This window comes from Wolbachia endosymbiont (group A) of Apoderus coryli, from assembly GCF_947251615.1.
Classification (GTDB): domain Bacteria; phylum Pseudomonadota; class Alphaproteobacteria; order Rickettsiales; family Anaplasmataceae; genus Wolbachia.
In genome coordinates this window covers 914,872-934,272 of sequence record NZ_OX366367.1, presented here as the reverse complement: position 1 = coordinate 934,272, position 19,401 = coordinate 914,872, and the positions used below count along the sequence as shown (strand labels likewise).

Genomic DNA, 19,401 nt, shown 5'->3' with positions numbered 1-19,401 from the left:
TATAACACAGGCATATAGAATAGTTAAATATTTATTAACCGAAGTATTCTTTTAATAATAGTAACTTTAATTCAATATTTACTAAAAATACTATTACTATCATGGTATGTCTATTATATTTTAGATCTATTTATATAACTTTGGAACAATATATTTACTATTAATTAATAAGTGTAATTTTGATCATTTGTTAATAAAAATTTGATTTATTACTTTCCTTAGTTATATATATTACTAAAATTATAAATTATTTATGGGGTGTAAAATATGCGTATATTATTAATTGAAGATGATCAAGTAAGTGCAAAGACTGTGGTTAACGCCTTAACTTCTGATGGACACTTCTGTGACGTTGTTACTTCTGCACAAGATTATAACAATAACATGGTTTCCTCAAACGGAGATTACTATGACCTAGTTATTTTAGATATACACTTGCCTGGTGATATTGACGGATATGATATATTGTTAAGACTAAGAAGTGCAAAAATCAAAGTTCCTGTCTTAATACTTTCATGTATATCCGCTGTCAATCACAAAGCTAAAGGACTCGGGTATGGTGCCGATGATTACTTAACCAAGCCATTTCATAAAAGCGAGTTATTAGCTCGAATTAAGGCCATAGTGCGTCGTACTAAAGGCCATCCTGAATCGGTGATAAAGATTGGTAATATAAATATCAATTTTGATCACAGGATTGTTGAGGTGAAAGGTAAAACGGTTCACCTTACTAATAAAGAGTATTCTATGATAGAATTGCTAGCACTGCGTAAAGGAACAGTACTAACAAAAGAAATGTTCTTAAATCATCTTTACAATGGCTTGGATGAACCTTCAGATAACAAGATAGTTGATGTTTTTATGTGCAAATTACGTAAGAAACTTGAAAGTGCAAATGATGGAAAAAGCCACATAGAAACCGTTTGGGGCAGAGGGTATGTTCTGAAAGAGTATGTTGATGATGAAGAATATTCTAATGTTAATGTAGGCGAAAGTAGTGATGGCTATCAAGCAGAACAAGTGAAGGACAACGCATGAAATGCCTACACATTTAAATATAGCATGGCTTATATCGCACGTATCATGTGACGCCTAGGTGAAATATAAGCCGAGTTCTGTTTATGTAGCTATTTATCTGGAGTAAATGTTACCATTTACCTCATGCGATTTACCCGAGTAGATATGAGGAAAACATAAAATCTACTTCTATTTAATCTTGCTCCTAGTGTTGGTTACTCGACTACCAATGTTACCATTGCCATGGTGTGCTCTTACCACACCTTTTCACCCTTACCTAAGAATATTTTAGGCGGTAATTTTCTGTAGCCCTATAACTGGAGTTACCTCCGGCGGGCATTACCCGTCACTATTTTTCCTTGGAGCCCGGACTTTCCTCTGCTATGTTTATCACATAACAGCAGCTACTTATTTCACCCAGGAATTATACTTTAACATGAAAATCACAAAAGCAAAAGATAATTTCCTAACAGTCTACATATTAAAAACATTCAGACAAATAGCTAAAGGTGATATTCCGGCACATCATCGCTATCCCAAGATAAGCTTCTTTCACTCTTAGACTCCGCTTCAGTCAGTCAAGAGCTTGCTGAAGACGATGAGCTACTTCTTGATCGACTACTATTTTCTACTGATATACTGTCTAGCACTGTTTCAGATTGATCCATAGTTCGCATTCTGTCACCAGTGGTAAAAATTTCTTCATCGCTACTTGAAGATGATCGCCTTCTATAACCCAAATCAGTTAGTTCTAACACAGGAGCAGCATTACGACCCTTAACATATCTATATGCTATGAATCCTATAATTCCAACAATACCTATTGCTCCAACCAAAGATCCCCCTATCATTCCTGCCCTATTGGACCCTATAGCAAGTTGAGTAGGCTGTGGTGAAGAAGTAGTTTGAGAAAATAAAGTTGTAGTGAACATAGGAGTTGTCAACTCCCTTGTTCTAGTACTCGGCATAGTAGACACTGTTTGTGTAGTTCTCTCTGAGTTTGTTGTTGGCGCATTAGTTGGCATTGTAGTAATCACAGTCGCTTGTGAGGTGGCAATAGTTTCAGCTACTGTTGTTGGCTCTGATGACGTAGATGCCGTACTTATTTTAGTTGTTAACTCTGTTAAAGGCTTACTCATCGTAGTACTGCTTGCTGTAGAAGTCGACGCAACAGTCGCTGCTGTAGGTTTTACAGTACTTGTCCCAGTTTCCGAAGTTACTATCGGCGTACTAGTTGACGTTGTAGCAACCATGGTCGTTTGTGAAGTAGTAGTTGTTTTTGCTACTGTTGTTGGCTTCACTGTTACTGTACTTGTTTGAGTCGTTGACTCCGCTGAAGGTTTATTCATTGTAGAAGTAGGTGCAACGGCTTCTGTTGTTGGCTCCACTGTTACTGTACTTGTTTGAGTTGTTGACTCCGTTGAAGGTTTATTCGTTGTAGAAGTAGGTGCAACGGCTTCTGTTGTTGGCTCCACTGTTACTGTACTTGTTTGAGTTGTTGACTCTGTTGAAGGTTTACTTATTGTAGAAGTAGGTGCAACGGTAGTTGATGCTTCTGTTGTTAATTTGGTAGTCTTTACAGTGTCGGTTTCTGTTGTGCTAGTAATTGCAGCAGTCGGCGTTTTCTTAGAAGTCACAACCGTCTCTGTAACAGTTATAGGAGCCACGGTACTACTAGAAATGATATCAGGTGTTAATCGACCGTTAATGATATTAACAAAATCGCTGAGAGTTTTGATGCTACTTGCCGGTATTATTGTTACCTTAGAAGGTTTTTCAAATCTTTGATGATTGAAAATTGCGATGTTTTCTCCACTTACTGCAGTTACAATAAAACTGTCTTGACCATTGTCTTTAACGTACAATTGCTCTATAGAATCTGCAAATTCGCAAACAGTAAAGTTCGATTTTGATCCATTCTTAACAAGACTTATTAAATGTAACGTTTGTTTATTAGGCAACCGGTCTTCTGCAAGAAAAGCAACTAGATCACCACCTTCAGTTCGTTTCACATACTGTAGAAAATTTATTTCGCCTGGATTAGAAGTAATAGATGACGCTGTATTTATTTGACAATTTTTCTTACCAAGCAAACATTCATCTTTCTTTCCACTTTTTAGATCCTCAACCACTTTAGCCATCTCGAACTTAAAAATATTTGTTCTTACTTCTTGATTCCTAGCAATGTCTTTTCTCACTTGCGAATAAAGTATCGTATTTCCATCTAATGCCAATTGTCCTGGGCTATTAAACTTCAATAACTTTCTTTCTGTGAAACCTTGTTTTCCATCCAATACTTTAAATTTCCCGCTCTCGCTTGACTTTAAGTACCAAGAAACTAAAGTTTGATCCTTTAAGTTATGAGCGATTACAATTACATCACCATTACCAACTTTCACTGCTCTTGGTTGAGAGTAACTATTGCCCACATTTGCAGGACTACCATTATTAATATTCTTTTGTAATTTCCTTTTATCTAAATGTTCAACTGAAGGTACGTTGATTGATTGCTTGATTCCGTAAGTGTGAAAAGATAAACCTTTAACGTATTTTTCTCCTTCTTCGCCAATTCCCTCTTCAGGAAAGATAACTCCAACTTTATCTATTTCAGCTGAATCTTCTATTAATGTGAGAGATAATTGATCTTTGAATTCATTTGCTACGCTGATATTTGTACCCCATTCGTATGTTTTTGATTGATATAATGGACTAATAAGTAATTTTACTTTACTGCTCCCATTACCATTATCTTGATAGCTGAGTCCATAAGCGATTCCATCTCCTTCAATTAACCCTACGTTTGCTGGGTTAAAACCTATCGCTTCTTTAACTTCCGGTGTATTTGAGTTGATCCCGAGTAATCTTCTTAATATAGACATAATTTTATTTAAAATATTAATAAAATGCTATTATGATTACCCCTGTGTGTTAATGTCAATGAAAATTTTAACTAAAATTAAAAAATTAACGTCTTTATAATCCGCAGAGCGAAATATGAAAAATGAGTAGCAGTAAAGAATTCGCAAACTGGGTGGATAAGCAATACCACTCTATAGATAGCATGATACTGTAGAACGCTATCTCTTAAAAAACCAACAATTGCAATTATTAGCCCTTCAGATATAATCTGTTGAAATTCACATGAGTCTCACGAATGACAGAAAAAGAAAAGCAGTTTAGTTTTACATCAGAAAACCTTAAGAAAGCGGAAAAGTTTATAGAGATGTATCCCAAAGGTAGAGAAGGTAGTGCTGTTATGCCTTTACTATATCTGGTTCAAGAGCAATGTGGATGGGTTCCTGAATCTGCTATGCGTTATGTTGCTGATATGCTCCATATGCCACATATTCGTGTATATGAAGTGGCAAATTTCTACACCATGTATAATTTAAAACCAGTAGGTAAATATCTAATACAAATTTGTAGAACAACCCCTTGCTGGTTATGCAGTAGCGAAAAAGTTTTAAATACCTTTAAAGAGAAACTTGGAATCAATATCGGTGAGACTACTAAAGATAATTTGTTCACTTTAAAAGAGGTTGAATGTCTTGGTGCATGCGTTAATGCTCCTGTTATGCAGATCAATAATGACTTCTATGAAAATCTTACTCCTGAGAAAGTAGAAAACATCATAACAGAACTTTCAGGCAAATAGATGAAAGAAGAATTTGCATTTAAGATAATCAAGCAATCAGGTTCTGCAAGAGTTGGAACAATTAAAACTCCAAATGGAAGCGTAGAAACCCCCGCTTTTATATTCTGTGCAACAAAAGCTGCAATTAAAGCTGCAGATATTGAAAGAATTAGTGAAGCAGGTACTCAGATAATACTTTCCAACACCTATCACCTAATGCTTCAACCAGGAGAGAATACTGTTGCAAAACTTGGTGGTTTGCACAAGATGATGGGATGGAATGGGCCAATGCTAACTGACTCAGGTGGATATCAGATATTTAGCTTAGGCCACGGATCAGTTTCGGAAGAGATAAAAGGAATAAGAAAAAAACAAAAAACTCTGATCAAAATTAATGAGGACGGGGCAATTTTCCGTTCTTACATTAATGGTAAAACTTATTGCTTAACTCCTGAAAAATCTATACAAATTCAACAGAAATTAGGTGCAGATTTAATCCTAGTTTTAGATGAATGCACTCCATTCCACGTCAGCAAAGAATACACAGCAAAATCAATGCTCATGAGTCACAGATGGGCTGAACGTTCTTTAAATGAATTTGAAAAAAACAATAATGGCAAGCAGGCACTGTATGGAATTAGTCAAGGCGGAGTGTATCAAGATTTACGTAGAGAAAGTTGTGATTTTATCAACGATTTGCCATTTTTTGGTCAAGCAATAGGTGGATCACTTGGTCAAAGTAAAGAGCAGATGTACGATGTAGTTTCTTTCACTATGGACCACCTAAAAAAAGACAGGCCTACTCATTTGCTTGGTATTGGTGGAATTGTGGACATCTTTCATGGAGTAAGTCTTGGAATTGACACGTTTGATTGTGTGCATCCAACTCGTTTGGCAAGGCATGGTGGTGCGCTTATTAAAGTAAAAAATAGAGATTCTATTTCTTCAAAGTGCAAAGAGCATATTAATTTGCGGAATCAACAATTTGAGCTGGACAATAACCCAATTGAAAGTGACTGTTTATGTTTTACCTGCAGAAAACATTCAAGAGCTTATATACACCATTTACTGAAAGCTAAAGAGCTCCTGGCTTACACGCTCGTTACCATTCATAACGTTTTCTTCATGAATAAGTTAATGGAATCAATAAGACAGGCAATATTAGATGATAGGCTAGATCAAGAGAAAAATAATTGGATTAGTGAAATACCATTGCACTTTGATTTGGCTTCTCTTTAAGTCTTTTCTTTATGCTGTTGATTTTTACTTCTTGTTATATTTACTTTATTTATCACACTATTAATTAGAAAGGTTATAATAAATAATTAATCTATTAATGTTAACCTTTATCCATTATTTGTAAAAATTTGGAGGCAAAGGTATGGTTATAAAAAATAATACCCTATTAATATTTGATTTTGATAACACTATCACTAATGGACACATGCATGCTGTTTTCTCTGGTAGACACTCCGGAATTGAAAAAAGTGATTATAATTCTGCTGCGAAAAATGCAGTGACTGATCACAATATAAAAGATTTTCTAAAAAATACAGGTGGAATGAAAAATGAAGAGAGGTTGAAATCTACATTACAGTCTGCACTTTCAAACGGAATAGAAGTGAATATTGCATCATATACAAAATATCCGGATGCTGTAAAAAGGGTTGTAGAAAATCATTTGGGCTTATCTAAAGAACAAGCAGACAGTATTTCTGTATTTGGTAGATTTCCAGAAAATTATGATAATGAGTTAAAAGGTGATAAAGAACAACAAAGTAAAGTTGGAAAGAATTTGCATATCTGTAAAGCAATTGTGGAGTACAAGGATAAACATGGTGAGTTGCCAAAAAATGTAATGTTAGTTGATGATGATGTAAAAAATATTCAGAAGATTAATGAGTTTGTTGCATCAATGAGTAAAAGAGGGGGATGGCTTAAAGAAAATGGGCTGAGTATTGAAGAGATACAAAAAATCAAATTTGAAGGTGCGCGAGTGCCTAAAGAGGACAAAAATGTTGGTTATCTAGAAAGAGTACAAGAGTTTATCAGTCCTAGGAAAGAAGAGTCACCACAATTACCTCCTAAACTTAAGAATTTAAATGCAGTATCCCAGAATAATGAGGAGCCACCACAATTACTTCCTAAAAAAAGGAAATCAAGTGATGGTATGGTTGCTGATGGTGAGAATAAAAAACAAGATATTAAGGGCATGTTGTCATCTGAAACACAAGCAAACCCAACACGCTCAAAACGTCATGCAATGATGCTTGACCCTCAGCAAATAGAATCTATACACCAGAATGCTGAAGAGCCACCACTAGGTAAAAAATACGCACATACTGAAACCATCTCCTTATTAAAGGCATTTGAGACAATCAGAGATTTTTTTCAAGATTGTGGTCAAAAAATAATAAATACTATTCATAGATTATTAAAGAAGGAAGTAATAACAGGGGTTAAAGAGCAAGGCTATGATGTGAATAGTGAAAAAGGTAAAAGTGAAATTACGATTTATGGTAATAAATCGATAGATATTGACAAAATAAAAACGGATTTTATTGATACCTCTCTAATTCGAATAATGGAATTGGGTGAGGAGAAAATCAAAGATCTTAACAATAATTATAAAGGTGATCAGCTAGGGCGAGAGATATCGAAATTATTGAACGCTGGTTCGCAAAAGGAAAATATAAACTCAAACTATAATGATGGAGAGCCTATATTCCAGACTCGTAAAGAGGCATTGAACTATCCTCCGCAAAAGAAAGACATAAACTCGAACTATAATGATGGGGAGCCTATATTTCAGACTCGTGAAGAGGCATTGAACGCTGATCGGCAAAAGAAAAATACAAACTTGAATCCTGCAAGCAGAACACCACCATTACCTCCTAAAAATCATATGGAAAAGGTTATACAAAGCAGAAATGCAGGTGGGATTAAAATAGGTAAGTGATTCATGTATAAAAGACAAGAGTTAACTGACAGAAGAATTAAAACTAATGTCAGGCTCTTGTTTAATACATATAATTGCTTATATGTGTGGTTCATAGCACATTGTTTCAACTTTACGCTTCTTTAATCACTGTGCTAAATTATATTGTAAAGCAGCCAAATCAATATAACAGAATGCACTAAGCTTTAAGCATAGAAACCACTTTATCGTAACTTGGCAATGATTCAATTTCTCCAATTGCAGCTAGAGTGGTTTTTTCATGCTGAGATAACAATTCTTCTGCTGCTTTTTTTACGTTAGCAGTGGTAACTGCACTAATTTTTTCTATTAATTCATTTTTACTGATGTACCTATTATAGTTACCGTAGTAGTGCCCCAATGTTTCAGCACGTGAGCTCACACTTTCGCGTGACATTAAAATTTGGGATTTTACTCGCTCTTTCACTCTATTTACTTCTTCTTCCCTCAAATCATCTGTGGACAACTTCTTCAACTCTGTCGTTATAGATTTTAAAAGCTTATCTAAGTTACTACTGTCTGTACCAGCAAAAATGGAAAACATTCCTGTATCAGTATAGCTGGAATTAAATGAATAAACAGAATAAGCTAATCCCTGCTTTTCCCTTACTTCCTGGAATAAACGTGATGACATTCCGCTCCCTAATATAGAATCAAGCACTTGAAACGTGTGATATTTATCGTCATGGCGAGAAACACTAGGTAGACCAATTAGCAAGTGCACCTGATCTAATTTACGATGTTCTAAATACTCACCACCAGTGTAGCTCGTCGCATTTTGGCTTTTTTTCAGCTTTTTAGAATGAATCTTTGAGAGAAAATCTTTGGTTAATGCAACAACTTCTTCATGTTCAACATTTCCTGCAACGGCAAATAGCATATTCTCGCCAAAGTAATGTTCGTTTATGTAGTTATTTAGATTTTCCCTAGTAAATGACTTTACCGTATCTTGCGTACCTAAGATTGACTTACCAAATGGTTGATCTTTATAAGCTGCCTCAAAATATTTATCGAAAACAATGTCACTTGGTGAATCATTAGTTTGAAAAATCTCTTGTATTACAACACCCTTCTCACGTTCCAATTCATCTTCTGGAAACGTAGAATTCATCAATATATCTATTAATATATCAATACCAGTTTTTATGTCTTTCTTGAGAACCTTTGCATAATAGGTAGTGCTTTCCCTACCGGTGCTAGCGTTGAAAACCCCACCTATGTCATCAAAAGCTTTTGCAATTTCAAATGCAGTTCTTGTCTTCGTCCCTTTGAAAGCCATGTGTTCTAAAAAATGGGATATTCCATTTTGACTTGCACTTTCTGCTCTACTGCCAACACCAACTCGTATACTTAAAGCTACGGAATCAACATCACGCACCTGCTCAGTTATTATGCGCAGACCATTATCTAATTTTGTTACCTGGGGTACATTCATCTCATATACTCTTCTAAGTTCTCTTCTGCAAAATCCCAATTAATCAAATGATCAAGAAAAACTTTTATGTAGTCAATTCTACGATTTTGACAATCTAAATAGTATGCGTGCTCCCACACATCCATAGTGAGTAATGGCACTTGACCATAAGTTAATGGCAAATCTGCATTTGGAGTTTTGGTGATTTTGAGCTTTCCTTTTTCAAGCACTAACCACACCCATCCACTACCAAACTGGCTTACTCCATAATTGGAGAATTCTTCATAAAATTTATCAAAGCCACCGATATCGTCCTGAATTTTTTTTGCTAAAAGACTACTATCTTTAGGCTTACCACCACCATTTTTTTTCATTGAGTTCCAATAAAAAGTGTGGTTCCAAACTTGTGCTGCGTTATTAAATATAGGCAAGTTATCGCTATTACCATGCACTTTTGTTATTAATTCCTCAATTTTCACATGTTGATAATCCGTATTTTCAACCAGCTCGTTGAGTTTATTTAAATATCCTTTATGGTGCTTATCATAATGAAAATCTAAGGTTTTTGCAGATATGTAAGGCTCCAAAGCTGTTTTACCGTATGGTAATTCAGGTAAAGTAAAATTCATTCAACCTCCTCAATTTCTAACCTACTGCGATGTTAGAGCAATATATGCTTTTGTGCAACATATAATTTGGTTAAAATATTCATATTATTGCAATTGTTCTAAAATAAGTTATACTAGTACAGTAATGTTAATAATAATTACATTTTTTATTATATAGTTCTTTTAGGAGGCTAATATGTCAAGTTTATGTGAAAACCTTAAGTATTCATATGAGAATTTTAAGCAATATGCTCAACACGGAACTGTTCCTGCTGTAGAAAAAAATAACAGTCAAGTTCCACAAAACTGTTTCTATAAGTCTGTTCATCATATCGATAGTGTTGTGGGACCAGTGAAGGATATGCTCGTAGGGGTAAATAAAGATGCCGATACTTCAACAACAACTTTGGGAAAAAGAGAGAAAAAAGTCTGCGGTACGAAACATAATGGACTTTATCATGGCTTTGCAAATTTATTACTTGTACTCTATACAGGGGTTGCATATTTAACGTATTTGCCAGTAAAATTAATTTCACATTTAAAGGGAACAGATGGTCCAAAATCTCTTTTAGGGTATACCAATAATTTGCAGAACAAAGCAGAACAACATGGTGAAACCTGCGCTAAGTTCTTAAGTTTAGTCTTGTCTTACATTATTTCAGCCGTCATCTGGGCTGCAGCACTCATTATTACACCACTGACTTGGGCTGTTGATAAAGTGTTAAGTAAGTTTAGTGACGCAAAGTCTGAAGCTGCTGACCTTAATGGGAAAGCTCCTCTACTAAGCTAATCTGCACAACATGGCTTTAACACTTGGCCACCGGAAAGGGTGTTATCCCAGTGCTTCGGTACTGGGATCCAGCCTTCCATGCAATCCCATCAAAAACGTTTATTTGAGCATAAGATTAGCTATTTTCTATGCTCACCAACCCAGCGTACAGTAGGAATTTCTGGATTCCAGCGTCACGCGCTGGAATGACACCATTCGTTTCGTTAAAAACAAATGTTCATGCAGTTATGTGATCTTCATTAGTTATATCTGCAATCAAACTTCCTAAAAACACTTTATAGCTCTTGAGTATAAAAAAAATTCCTTTAAATAATAGATATGCTAATCAGGAATTTAATAAAACAAGCGACTAAAGTAGGAAGCAGTGAAAATGCAATACGGTATGTCGAATATCTCTATCAATTTGAAAAGTTTAGAAACACATTAAACCTCACTTTATCACTAATAAAGCAAAATAGGCTCTCATTTGAAATATACCAAGAGGGATTAGTGGATATGGAAGAGGGGATGTGTAAGACAATCAGGTCTTCCAGTGTAAATAAATATGTTATTGTACTGAGGAAGTCAAACCCATACATTATAGTGCATGAACTTTCACATATGGTTGAAAATGAACTGAACTTAAGTTTGGAACAGGAATTTCTCCATAAAGTTTATCAAGATGTCGAGCAGAACCTAAAGCAAGCAAATATTCTTGTGCAGAAAATTATCGGCCAAATTATATTTAAGGAGATACAGGCTTATCAAACTGCAAAATCACGTGCATCTGAATTATTTGCACGCTATTTTGAGCTATTTGCTTGGGCGCAGGAGGTTTACCCTAAAGACAAAGAATACTTAATCCGCACTCAAGACCTAAATAAAGTGTTCCTTGCTACTGACCAATGGAAAAAGAGCTACCTGGATCCACAAATAATGGAGAGAATAGATAAGGAAATCAAGGAATACAGCAATAAAACTGCCACTAAAGACGTAACCAAAGTGCAAAGCAGTTGGACTAACAAATTTTCTCCTGGAGGCAAAAAAATTAGCTCTATGTTTGGAGATGATGATTAGCTTAGTATAGCTAGTGCAGGCCAGACGTCATACCGCCGCGGTATCTCTAGATCCCGCTAACACGTAGCGGGATGACGGTTGTCAGGCTAGCTGTCATCCCAGTAGCTGACGCTGATTTCCATCCAAGAGGGTGTCATCCCAGTGCCTTGACTACTTGGATCCAGAAGACTTAATTTCAACCAAGTGGCTGCATAATAAAGGCTGGATTCCAGTGCCAAGCACTGGAATGACAGCAGTCCTACGTCATACCGCCGCGGTATCTCTTAGCATAGACCCCACTAACAAGCAGCGGGATGACGGTTGTCAGGCTAGCTGTCATCCCAGTGCCCAGACACTGGGATCCAGGAAAGTTTGCTTGTAAACAAGAAAACTAGCATAGAAAGTGGTTACAACGTTTTCGATGAGATTATATGGAAAACTGGATTCCAGTGTCAAGCACTGGAATGACATCACAGGGGCACTGGAATGACACCTCTCTTGGGCTCTTTTAGCTATAAACATTAAGAAATTTACCAAACGAAAAAAAAGGCAAAAGAAGCCCCGGTTAATATCTATTTTAAAACATTGGCGTTTTTTAAGTCTTAAACACTGCAATTTAGCTGCTTTTAAGTGCAACTAACCTTAGCTAAAATGTTTAAGAAATTTACTAAGCAGAAAAAAAGGCAAAAGAAACCCCGTGGTAATTAGTGTTCACTCTCTAATCCTTCAAATTGGCGTACTATACTGTCTTAAACGACTTATAAGCGCGTTTCAGCTTATATGGGTAAAAACCCAGAAATATTGTGAAGACATAAGGTGCACATAGTGCAAAAAATTAAAAATAAGACGCCAACTACGTTGTTTTTTTACTGTTTAATCTGCACAGATGAAGATAACTGAATACCTTCAGTTTCATGATAAGGGAGCTGGCGGAGTTCGTCAAGTAAGTTTTTTGTATTTTAACCTTAGATTTGAGAAATCTTATAGGCTTTTGTTCTCATGAAAATTATGTTCTCATGGGTAAATTAATGTTATCCTTTTTTGTTGATCTAAAGTTTTTTATGTTCATACACTTACGTGTTCATAGTGTTTATTCGCTGCTTGAAAGCTCGGTTAAAATTGAGGAGCTGATCGGCCTTTGTTTGCGAAATAAAATGCCAGCGGTTGCAATTACTGATTCAGGCAACTTGTTTGGCTCGCTTGAGTTTTCAGAATATGCAGCAAGTAGGGGAATACAGCTAATAATAGGATGCAATATTATAGTTAAACATTCAGAACAAAATTTACCTATATTATTGCTTGCAAAAAATGAGCAAGGGTACACTAATTTAGTCACTTTGGTGAGTGAGTCTTTTAAAAAGCGCAAGAATAACAGCGATATTCCTTACGTTGATTTTGATGAGCTATTGAATTTAAGTACGGGTCTGATCGCTTTAACCGGTGGATGTTTGGCTCAACTATTGTTGGGGCAAGATAAAGAAACGGTTGAAAAACTGCTTTCAGCATTCAATGGTCATTTATATGTTGAATTGCAGCGTCATGGATTGAATAAAGAGCTAGAGCTTGAAGAAGCTTTGATAGACTTTGCTTATCAGCGCAATATACCACTGGTTGCAACGAACGATGTGTTTTTTCCAAATAGGTCTGACTATGAAGCTTATGACATATTAACGTGCATATCGGAGGGGAGTTATGCCCTGGAGAATAACAGAAAGAAGTTAACTACCGAGCATTACTTCAAATCTGTGGCAGAAATGGAGGAGCTGTTTAGCGACATTCCCGAAGCAATTCATAACACTTTAGTGATAGCTAAGCGGTGCTCTTACATGCCAAGAAGCAGGCAGCCTATCTTGCCTAAATTTCCTTGTCGAGAAAATAAAACTGAGAATGAAGAACTGAGGGAGCAGGCAGTTGCAGGATTGAAGCTGCGTATTGCAAAATCCTCTTCTGTCACCAGAACACCCTCCACTGTCATCCCAGTACTTGATACTGGGATCCAGAGAGATTCCAGCGTCACGCGCTGGAATGACACCAAACCAGATGATGACACACAACATGATATCGATTTCAAGCAATACTACGACAGGTTAGATTATGAACTAAGTGTAATCACTTCAATGAACTATGCTGGTTACTTTCTAATAGTTTCTGACTTTATCCGCTGGAGCAAAGCAAATGGCATTCCAGTTGGTCCAGGAAGAGGCTCTGGTGCTGGATCAATTGTTGCTTGGGGCTTGCAGATTACAGACCTTGATCCAATAAAGTTTGGCCTAATATTTGAAAGATTTTTGAATCCTGATCGTGTATCGATGCCTGACTTTGATATTGATTTTTGCCAGGAAAAAAGAGACCTGGTTATTGATTATGTTCAGAAAAAGTACGGTTATGTCGCTCAAATAATCACTTTTGGAAAATTGCAGGCAAGGGCAGTATTGCGTGATGTTGGAAGGGTATTACAAATGCCTTACTCTCAAGTGGATAAAATATCTAAAATGGTTCCATTTAATCCAGTAAATCCTGTAACTTTATCACAAGCGATAGAGTTTGATCAAAACCTGCAGAAAGAACGGGATAGTGATGAGGTAATTGCAAAGCTTCTTGATATATCTCTTAAGCTTGAAGGAATATATCGTCACGTTTCAACTCATGCTGCTGGAATTGTAATATGCGATCAAAAATTAGAAAATTTTGTTCCCGTGTATTATGATCCAAATTCGGCTCTGCCAATCACTCAATACAGCATGAAATATGTGGAGAAAGCTGGGCTAATAAAATTTGATTTTCTTGGACTTGGTACGCTAACGCTAATAGATCATGTGTGTCGTTTAATTAATCGTGATGAAAAAAAGATCGATATTTCTTCAGTTTCTTTGAATGATCAAAAAACCTATGAGATGCTCTCTAGCGGTGATTCAATTGGAGTGTTCCAGCTTGAAAGTTCGGGAATGAGAGAAGCTTTAATCAAGTTAAAACCAGACTGCATCGAGGACATCATCGCTTTAATCTCTCTTTATCGTCCAGGACCTATGGATAACATTCCAACTTATGTTGCAAGAAAACATGGACTTGAAAAGCCAGATTATATTCATCCATTACTTGAGGGAATATTAAAAGAAACGTTTGGGGTAATAATCTACCAAGAACAGGTGATGGAAATAGCGCGTATTCTCTCTGGATATAGTCTCGCAGAAGCAGATTTGCTAAGACGTGCCATGGGTAAGAAAATCAAGGAAGAGATGGATAAACAACGTACACTTTTCGTCCAAGGGGCAACGAAGAATGGCGTTGATTATGACAGGGCAAGTTATATCTTTGACCTTGTTGCAAAATTTGCTGGTTATGGATTTAATAAATCTCACGCAGCTGCATATGCGGTTATATCTTATCAAACAGCTTACCTTAAAGCTAATTATCCATTAGAATTTTTTACAGCACTAATGAATCTGAATATTGATGATAGAGATAAACTGAATTTATTTTATCATGCAGCAAAGTTTAGTGGCGTTACCGTTCTTCCACCTGATATAAACAAATCTAAAGCTGAATTCTCAATAGAGAACGAACGCATACGTTATGGTATTGCTGCCTTGAGGAATGTTGGTTTTTCTATAGCGGAGGGAATAGTGAACGTACGTTCAAGCGCTTGTAAGGACATATGGGAATTCATTCAAAATTCAGGTCATATAATAAATAAGAGAGCGCTAGAAAGCCTGATTAAATCCGGAGCATTCGATAGCGTGCATAAGAACAGAAAGCAGCTATATGAGTCAATGGACACACTGATTTACTTTGCAAATAAAAACAAACAGGATAGAGAATCAAGTCAAGCTGCTTTGTTTGGTAGTCTTGATGTCCTCAAACCGAAATTTGAGAATGTGGAAGATTTTGATGAAGAGGAAAAATTAGAGCATGAGTTATTTTCACTAGGATTTTATTTAACTAATCATCCACTTGAAAAATTTAGAACTCTTCTGGAAAAGTTAAATATTGGGTTTATCGGAGAAAATAGAACAGCAAAAACTGCTGGGGTAATATTAAATGCACGTATGAGAACCTCAGAGCGTGGAAGGTTTGTTATACTTACACTTTCTGATCCCCATAACGTTTCTGAAATAGCATTCTATAATAATGAAATAATAGAAGAAAAAAGAGATTTATTTTCACCAGGAACATTTGTGATAATTGATCTTGAAGCTTCAGAAAATACGACAAGATTAGCAGGCAAGGATATATCTGAGTTTACAAAAAGAATCACTTCTACAATAAAAGAATTAGTTCTCACCACTGAGTGCACGGATTCGCAAAAAGCCGCTATGGAATTAAACACAATATTAAAAGATGAAGGCAGAACCAAAATAATGCTAAAACTTCTTCTCGAAAAACATAAAGTGAGCATCTTATTACCAGGTGCATACTCAATTGCTCCTCAAGTTGTTTATGAAATATCTAACTTAAGCTGGATTAAAGGCGTAGAAATTAATACAAATAACTTGCTTATATAAAAAAGCTTTATATAATGAAATATTTAATCGGTATTAAAGGAAGATATAGTGAATCTTTATGAATTTATTTTTATAGCACAACAAGGATTATTACAGCAAGAAGTAGAGGAGATGGTCCAAGAGCTAGCTGTTTCATTGAAGAATATTAAAGCAGATGTTATTTTCCAGAAGATTAAGAGTCTTATGGAAAGGCAAAATAGCACGCTTACAAAACAAGAGTTAGAAACGCGTGCTGAAAACATTAAAGAAGGTCTAGTTGCTTACTCTGATTTCTTGGAAGATCTTACAAAAATTTTATGGGTTGAATTGGAAAAAGATCTTTCAAATTTGAAAGAAGTGAAGTCAAAAATCGATAAAGAGTTGAAAGATGACCTAAAAGATTTAGGAATAACGCAAGATTTTATAAGATTTCTAGGAGGCAGTGAGCAAATTACTAAAAGTGCGTTTATCCATAATGCAGTAAATGCTTTGAAGAGAAATATTTCAGAACATCTAATAAAGATTTTTCAAGATATTTTGAAAGATTTTAGAATAAACGGTCCAACTCAATCGAGCAAAGCATTGGAAATGCTTTTGGAAAACATTGAAGCATCAGGATTAATCAAGTATGAACATTGGGGTCTTTTGGATTTTGCATATCCAATAAATAAGATGAAGAGCGGTCATTATTGTATAATGTGTATAAGTTCTACTGCAAGCATTCTGGATGAATTTGTGCGTAGAATGAAACTTAATGAGAACGTTATTCGCCACTTGTCTGTGCAGGTTGATAAATTTTTTGAAGGTAAATCTTATATGATGAATAAACAAATTGAGGAGCAAAACGCATAATGATGAAAAGACGAAATAGTTTTAATAATTCTTACGTATCTGTAAATAATAGGACTGGCTTTAGGCGTTCTAAAGTTTGCCCTCTTGCTGCGTCTAAAGATGAAGACATAGATTATAAGAATACAGATTTATTATCCAAGTTTACCTCTGACTATGGTAGGATATTACCTAGAAGATTAACAGGCGTATGTGCAAAAAAACAAAGGAAGTTACGCTTAGCGGTCATAAGGGCACGTTTTTTGGCTCTTGTTCCTTACTGTACTAAAAAAGTTTAGGTAATTTATGTTGATAATTTTAAAGGAAAATATAAGGACTTTAGGTAAGCTTGGTGAAGTTGTAAAAGTTAAACCAGGTTATGCACGTAATTTTCTTTTTCCACAAAGAAAAGCGGTGAAAGCTACCAAGGAAAATTTAACAAAGCTAGAGGAGCAACGTTTATTACTGGAAGAAGAGAATATAAAAAGATTAAATGTAGCAAAAGAGCTTGTATTGTCACTACAGGATAAGTTTGTGGTATTGACAAAGCAAGCTTCAGAGGATGGTAAAATTTTTGGTTCTGTAACAACACGTGAAATTGCGAAAGTTTTACTACAAGAAGGACGTGCGATAGATCATCGTAGTTTATCTTTTGGTGGAATAAGCATCAAAAACTTGGGTGAATACCAAGTAAACGTAGAATTACATAGTGAAGTAGTAGTACCAATTACTATATACGTCGTGAAATCCGAAACAGATGCAAATGAGCTAAGGCAAGTAAAATTGCAAAATCAGAAGTCTGAGCAACAAGAGGCAGAGCAAGATGCGAATAAAGAAGCTACTGATGGTGATGATAGCTGATCAAAGATGATCCCTTGTTATAGCCGAAAAGAAATGTCTGCCATGGCTAAGCTGGTGTCATCCCAGTGCTCCTCTCATGTCATCCCAGTGCGTGACACTGGGATCCAGTTTATTTCATCATGGACATTATTTTATGCTTCTAGAATCCGTTGTCCATTGAATAATTTGCAAATACTTTTATATCTGGATTCCAGTGTCACGCACTGGAATGACACCATTATTGGAATAAATCAAAAATGATTCCTCGTTATAGTCATAAAGAGATGTCTGCGATTTGGGAAGAAAATAACAAATTTAATATATGGCTCAAAATAGAAAAATTAGCGTGCGAAGCTCAAGCAAAGCTAGGAATTGTCCCTAAGGATATTGCTCAGAAGCTCTCTGATGCTATTGAATTTGATATTGAACGTATCAACGAAATTGAATCCATTGTAAAACACGATGTTATAGCTTTTCTGACGTATGTTGCTGAAAAAGCGGGAATTGATGTTCGTTATCTTCATTATGGAATGACAAGTTCTGATGTTTTGGATACATGCCTTGCGGTGCAGTTGAAAGAGTCATGTGATATTTTACTCGAGAATTTAAAAAATATACTTGCAGTATTGAAAAAAAAAGCTGAGGACTATAAAGATATTGTTTGTGTTGGGCGTAGTCATGGAATGCATGCAGAACCAACAACTCTTGGATTAAAATTTGCTAGATTTTATGCTGAATTTAAACGCAATTATCAGAGATTAATTAGCGCGCAAAAAGAGATCTCAATTTGTAAAATATCAGGTGCAGTAGGTAATTTTGCAAATGTTGATCCGTTCGTTGAAGAGTATGTAGCGAAAGAAATGGGACTCATACCTGAAACCATATCGTCTCAAGTCATTCCTCGTGATAGACATGCCATGTTCTTTTCAGTTTTGGGAGTGATTGCAAGCTCAATAGAAAATATTGCAATTGAAATTCGTCATTTGCAAAGAACTGAAATCGGCGAAATTTCTGAGCATTTTTCCATTGGGCAGAAGGGAAGCTCTGCTATGCCACACAAATGTAATCCTATTTTAAGTGAAAATCTGACTGGACTCTCACGTTTAATACGCAGTTATGTTTTTCCTGCGTTAGAAAATGTTGCATTGTGGCACGAACGTGATATATCACACTCGTCTGTGGAAAGATGCATTGCTCCTGATGCTTGTATAACAATGGATTTTGCTTTAGTGCGATTAACAGATTTGATAGATAAATTGGTGATCAATAAGGAAAACATTGAGAAGAACTTAAATTCTTCAAAAGGTTTAGTTTTCTCACAGCATGTATTGCTTGAGTTAGTAAATAGTGGTTTGGCGAGGGAAGAGGCTTATAAAATTGTTCAGAGCAATGCAATGAAAGTGAAACAAAACAACAGTGATTTTCTGGCCGAATTGAAACAAGATAAATCCTTACTTAAGGTTATTCACTCGGAAAAACTTGAATCTTTGTTTGATTTGAAATATTATACAAAACATGTAGGTCACATATATAGCAAGGTTTTCAATTAGGCTGAGTAGCTCAGTTGGTAGAGCAGGAGGATCATAATCTCTTGGTCGGGGGTTCAAGTCCCTCCTCAGCCACTCGAACTAAACTATGTTTAGCAAGATAGTGCTATTGGTGAAGTAGTGCGACCCAGTGTCAGCTACTTGGAATGGTTACGTTCAGTTGTGTATCCACTCAGGTGTACAGTTTAGAGGACAATGGATAAGAGATTGTGAAAAGGGTTTAGCTTTTG

At 35.8% G+C, this 19,401-nt stretch carries 18 protein-coding genes, 1 tRNA gene and 1 other RNA gene; 15 read left to right on the top strand and 5 right to left on the bottom strand.

What is annotated here, in order from left to right:
* Positions 1–267: 267 nt before the first annotated feature.
* Positions 268–1,038 carry a response regulator transcription factor gene (locus OPR43_RS04720; protein ID WP_265034386.1) on the top strand — a complete coding sequence of 257 codons (771 nt, stop codon included), beginning with the start codon at positions 268–270 and terminating at the stop codon, positions 1,036–1,038.
* Between the two features lie 51 nt (positions 1,039–1,089).
* Here OPR43_RS04720 and rnpB read toward each other — a convergent pair.
* Both rnpB and OPR43_RS04710 read right to left on the bottom strand, forming a co-directional pair.
* Positions 1,090–1,437, bottom strand: an RNA gene (gene rnpB / locus OPR43_RS04715) — RNase P RNA component class A.
* 158 nt (positions 1,438–1,595) lie between these two features.
* Positions 1,596–3,896, bottom strand: a complete 2,301-nt coding sequence (locus OPR43_RS04710) for a hypothetical protein (protein ID WP_265034385.1) — start codon at positions 3,894–3,896, stop codon at positions 1,596–1,598.
* A 275-nt stretch (positions 3,897–4,171) separates the two neighbouring features.
* Here OPR43_RS04710 and nuoE point away from each other — a divergent pair, with 275 nt between their 5' ends.
* The 3 genes from nuoE (at position 4,172) to OPR43_RS04695 (ending at position 7,610) form a co-directional block, all read left to right on the top strand.
* Positions 4,172–4,672: an NADH-quinone oxidoreductase subunit NuoE gene (gene nuoE, locus OPR43_RS04705; RefSeq protein WP_265026320.1), complete on the top strand. Its 501-nt coding sequence runs from the start codon at positions 4,172–4,174 to the stop codon at positions 4,670–4,672.
* On the top strand, positions 4,673–5,890 hold the full coding sequence (gene tgt / locus OPR43_RS04700; RefSeq protein WP_265026319.1) for a tRNA guanosine(34) transglycosylase Tgt: 1,218 nt from the start codon (positions 4,673–4,675) through the stop codon (positions 5,888–5,890).
* A 142-nt stretch (positions 5,891–6,032) separates the two neighbouring features.
* On the top strand, positions 6,033–7,610 hold the full coding sequence (locus OPR43_RS04695) for a hypothetical protein (RefSeq protein ID WP_265034384.1): 1,578 nt from the start codon (positions 6,033–6,035) through the stop codon (positions 7,608–7,610).
* Positions 7,611–7,788: 178 nt separating this feature from the next.
* Here the strand turns inward: OPR43_RS04695 and OPR43_RS04690 are convergent, their stop codons facing one another.
* Entirely contained in the window at positions 7,789–9,063 is a 1,275-nt protein-coding gene (locus tag OPR43_RS04690; protein WP_265034383.1) for a M16 family metallopeptidase, read from the bottom strand.
* Positions 9,060–9,671, bottom strand: a complete 612-nt coding sequence (locus OPR43_RS04685; RefSeq protein ID WP_265034382.1) for a superoxide dismutase — start codon at positions 9,669–9,671, stop codon at positions 9,060–9,062. The genes OPR43_RS04690 and OPR43_RS04685 overlap by 4 nt, the downstream gene beginning before the upstream one ends.
* Before the next feature lie 175 nt (positions 9,672–9,846).
* Between OPR43_RS04685 and OPR43_RS04680 the strand changes: the two genes are divergently transcribed.
* From OPR43_RS04680 to OPR43_RS04665, 4 genes are all read left to right on the top strand, one after another.
* On the top strand, positions 9,847–10,440 hold the full coding sequence (locus OPR43_RS04680; RefSeq protein ID WP_265034381.1) for a hypothetical protein: 594 nt from the start codon (positions 9,847–9,849) through the stop codon (positions 10,438–10,440).
* A gap of 39 nt (positions 10,441–10,479) precedes the next feature.
* Positions 10,480–10,629, top strand: coding sequence for a hypothetical protein (locus OPR43_RS04675; RefSeq protein ID WP_265034380.1), 150 nt, complete (start codon positions 10,480–10,482; stop codon positions 10,627–10,629).
* Between the two features lie 129 nt (positions 10,630–10,758).
* Positions 10,759–11,496, top strand: coding sequence for a WD_0702 family putative metalloprotease (locus tag OPR43_RS04670; RefSeq protein WP_265034379.1), 738 nt, complete (start codon positions 10,759–10,761; stop codon positions 11,494–11,496).
* Between the two features lie 130 nt (positions 11,497–11,626).
* A complete protein-coding gene (locus OPR43_RS04665) occupies positions 11,627–11,857 on the top strand; it encodes a WPE palindromic element domain-containing protein (protein ID WP_265034378.1) in 231 nt (76 codons plus the stop codon).
* Here OPR43_RS04665 and OPR43_RS04660 read toward each other — a convergent pair.
* Complete coding sequence (locus OPR43_RS04660; RefSeq protein ID WP_265034377.1) at positions 11,812–11,997, bottom strand: hypothetical protein; 186 nt, start codon at positions 11,995–11,997, stop codon at positions 11,812–11,814. The two genes, OPR43_RS04665 and OPR43_RS04660, sit on opposite strands and share 46 nt — an antisense overlap.
* Positions 11,998–12,536: 539 nt before the next feature.
* Here OPR43_RS04660 and dnaE point away from each other — a divergent pair.
* The 7 genes from dnaE (at position 12,537) to OPR43_RS04625 (ending at position 19,246) form a co-directional block, all read left to right on the top strand.
* Positions 12,537–15,977, top strand: coding sequence for a DNA polymerase III subunit alpha (gene dnaE / locus OPR43_RS04655; RefSeq protein WP_265035663.1), 3,441 nt, complete (start codon positions 12,537–12,539; stop codon positions 15,975–15,977).
* Positions 15,978–16,025: 48 nt separating this feature from the next.
* Positions 16,026–16,808 (top strand): 30S ribosomal protein S6, encoded by a 783-nt coding sequence (gene rpsF, locus OPR43_RS04650; RefSeq protein WP_265034376.1) that lies wholly within the window; start codon positions 16,026–16,028, stop codon positions 16,806–16,808.
* Positions 16,808–17,083, top strand: coding sequence for a 30S ribosomal protein S18 (gene rpsR, locus OPR43_RS04645; RefSeq protein WP_250294995.1), 276 nt, complete (start codon positions 16,808–16,810; stop codon positions 17,081–17,083). The genes rpsF and rpsR overlap by 1 nt, the downstream gene beginning before the upstream one ends.
* A gap of 7 nt (positions 17,084–17,090) precedes the next feature.
* Positions 17,091–17,645: a 50S ribosomal protein L9 gene (gene rplI, locus OPR43_RS04640; protein ID WP_265034375.1), complete on the top strand. Its 555-nt coding sequence runs from the start codon at positions 17,091–17,093 to the stop codon at positions 17,643–17,645.
* Positions 17,646–17,651: 6 nt separating this feature from the next.
* Entirely contained in the window at positions 17,652–17,885 is a 234-nt protein-coding gene (locus OPR43_RS04635) for a hypothetical protein (protein ID WP_213863032.1), read from the top strand.
* Complete coding sequence (purB, locus tag OPR43_RS04630) at positions 17,882–19,174, top strand: adenylosuccinate lyase (protein WP_265026307.1); 1,293 nt, start codon at positions 17,882–17,884, stop codon at positions 19,172–19,174. The genes OPR43_RS04635 and purB overlap by 4 nt, the downstream gene beginning before the upstream one ends.
* Positions 19,174–19,246: transfer RNA gene (locus tag OPR43_RS04625), tRNA-Met, on the top strand. Before purB ends, OPR43_RS04625 begins: the two co-directional genes overlap by 1 nt.
* Positions 19,247–19,401 lie beyond the last annotated feature (155 nt).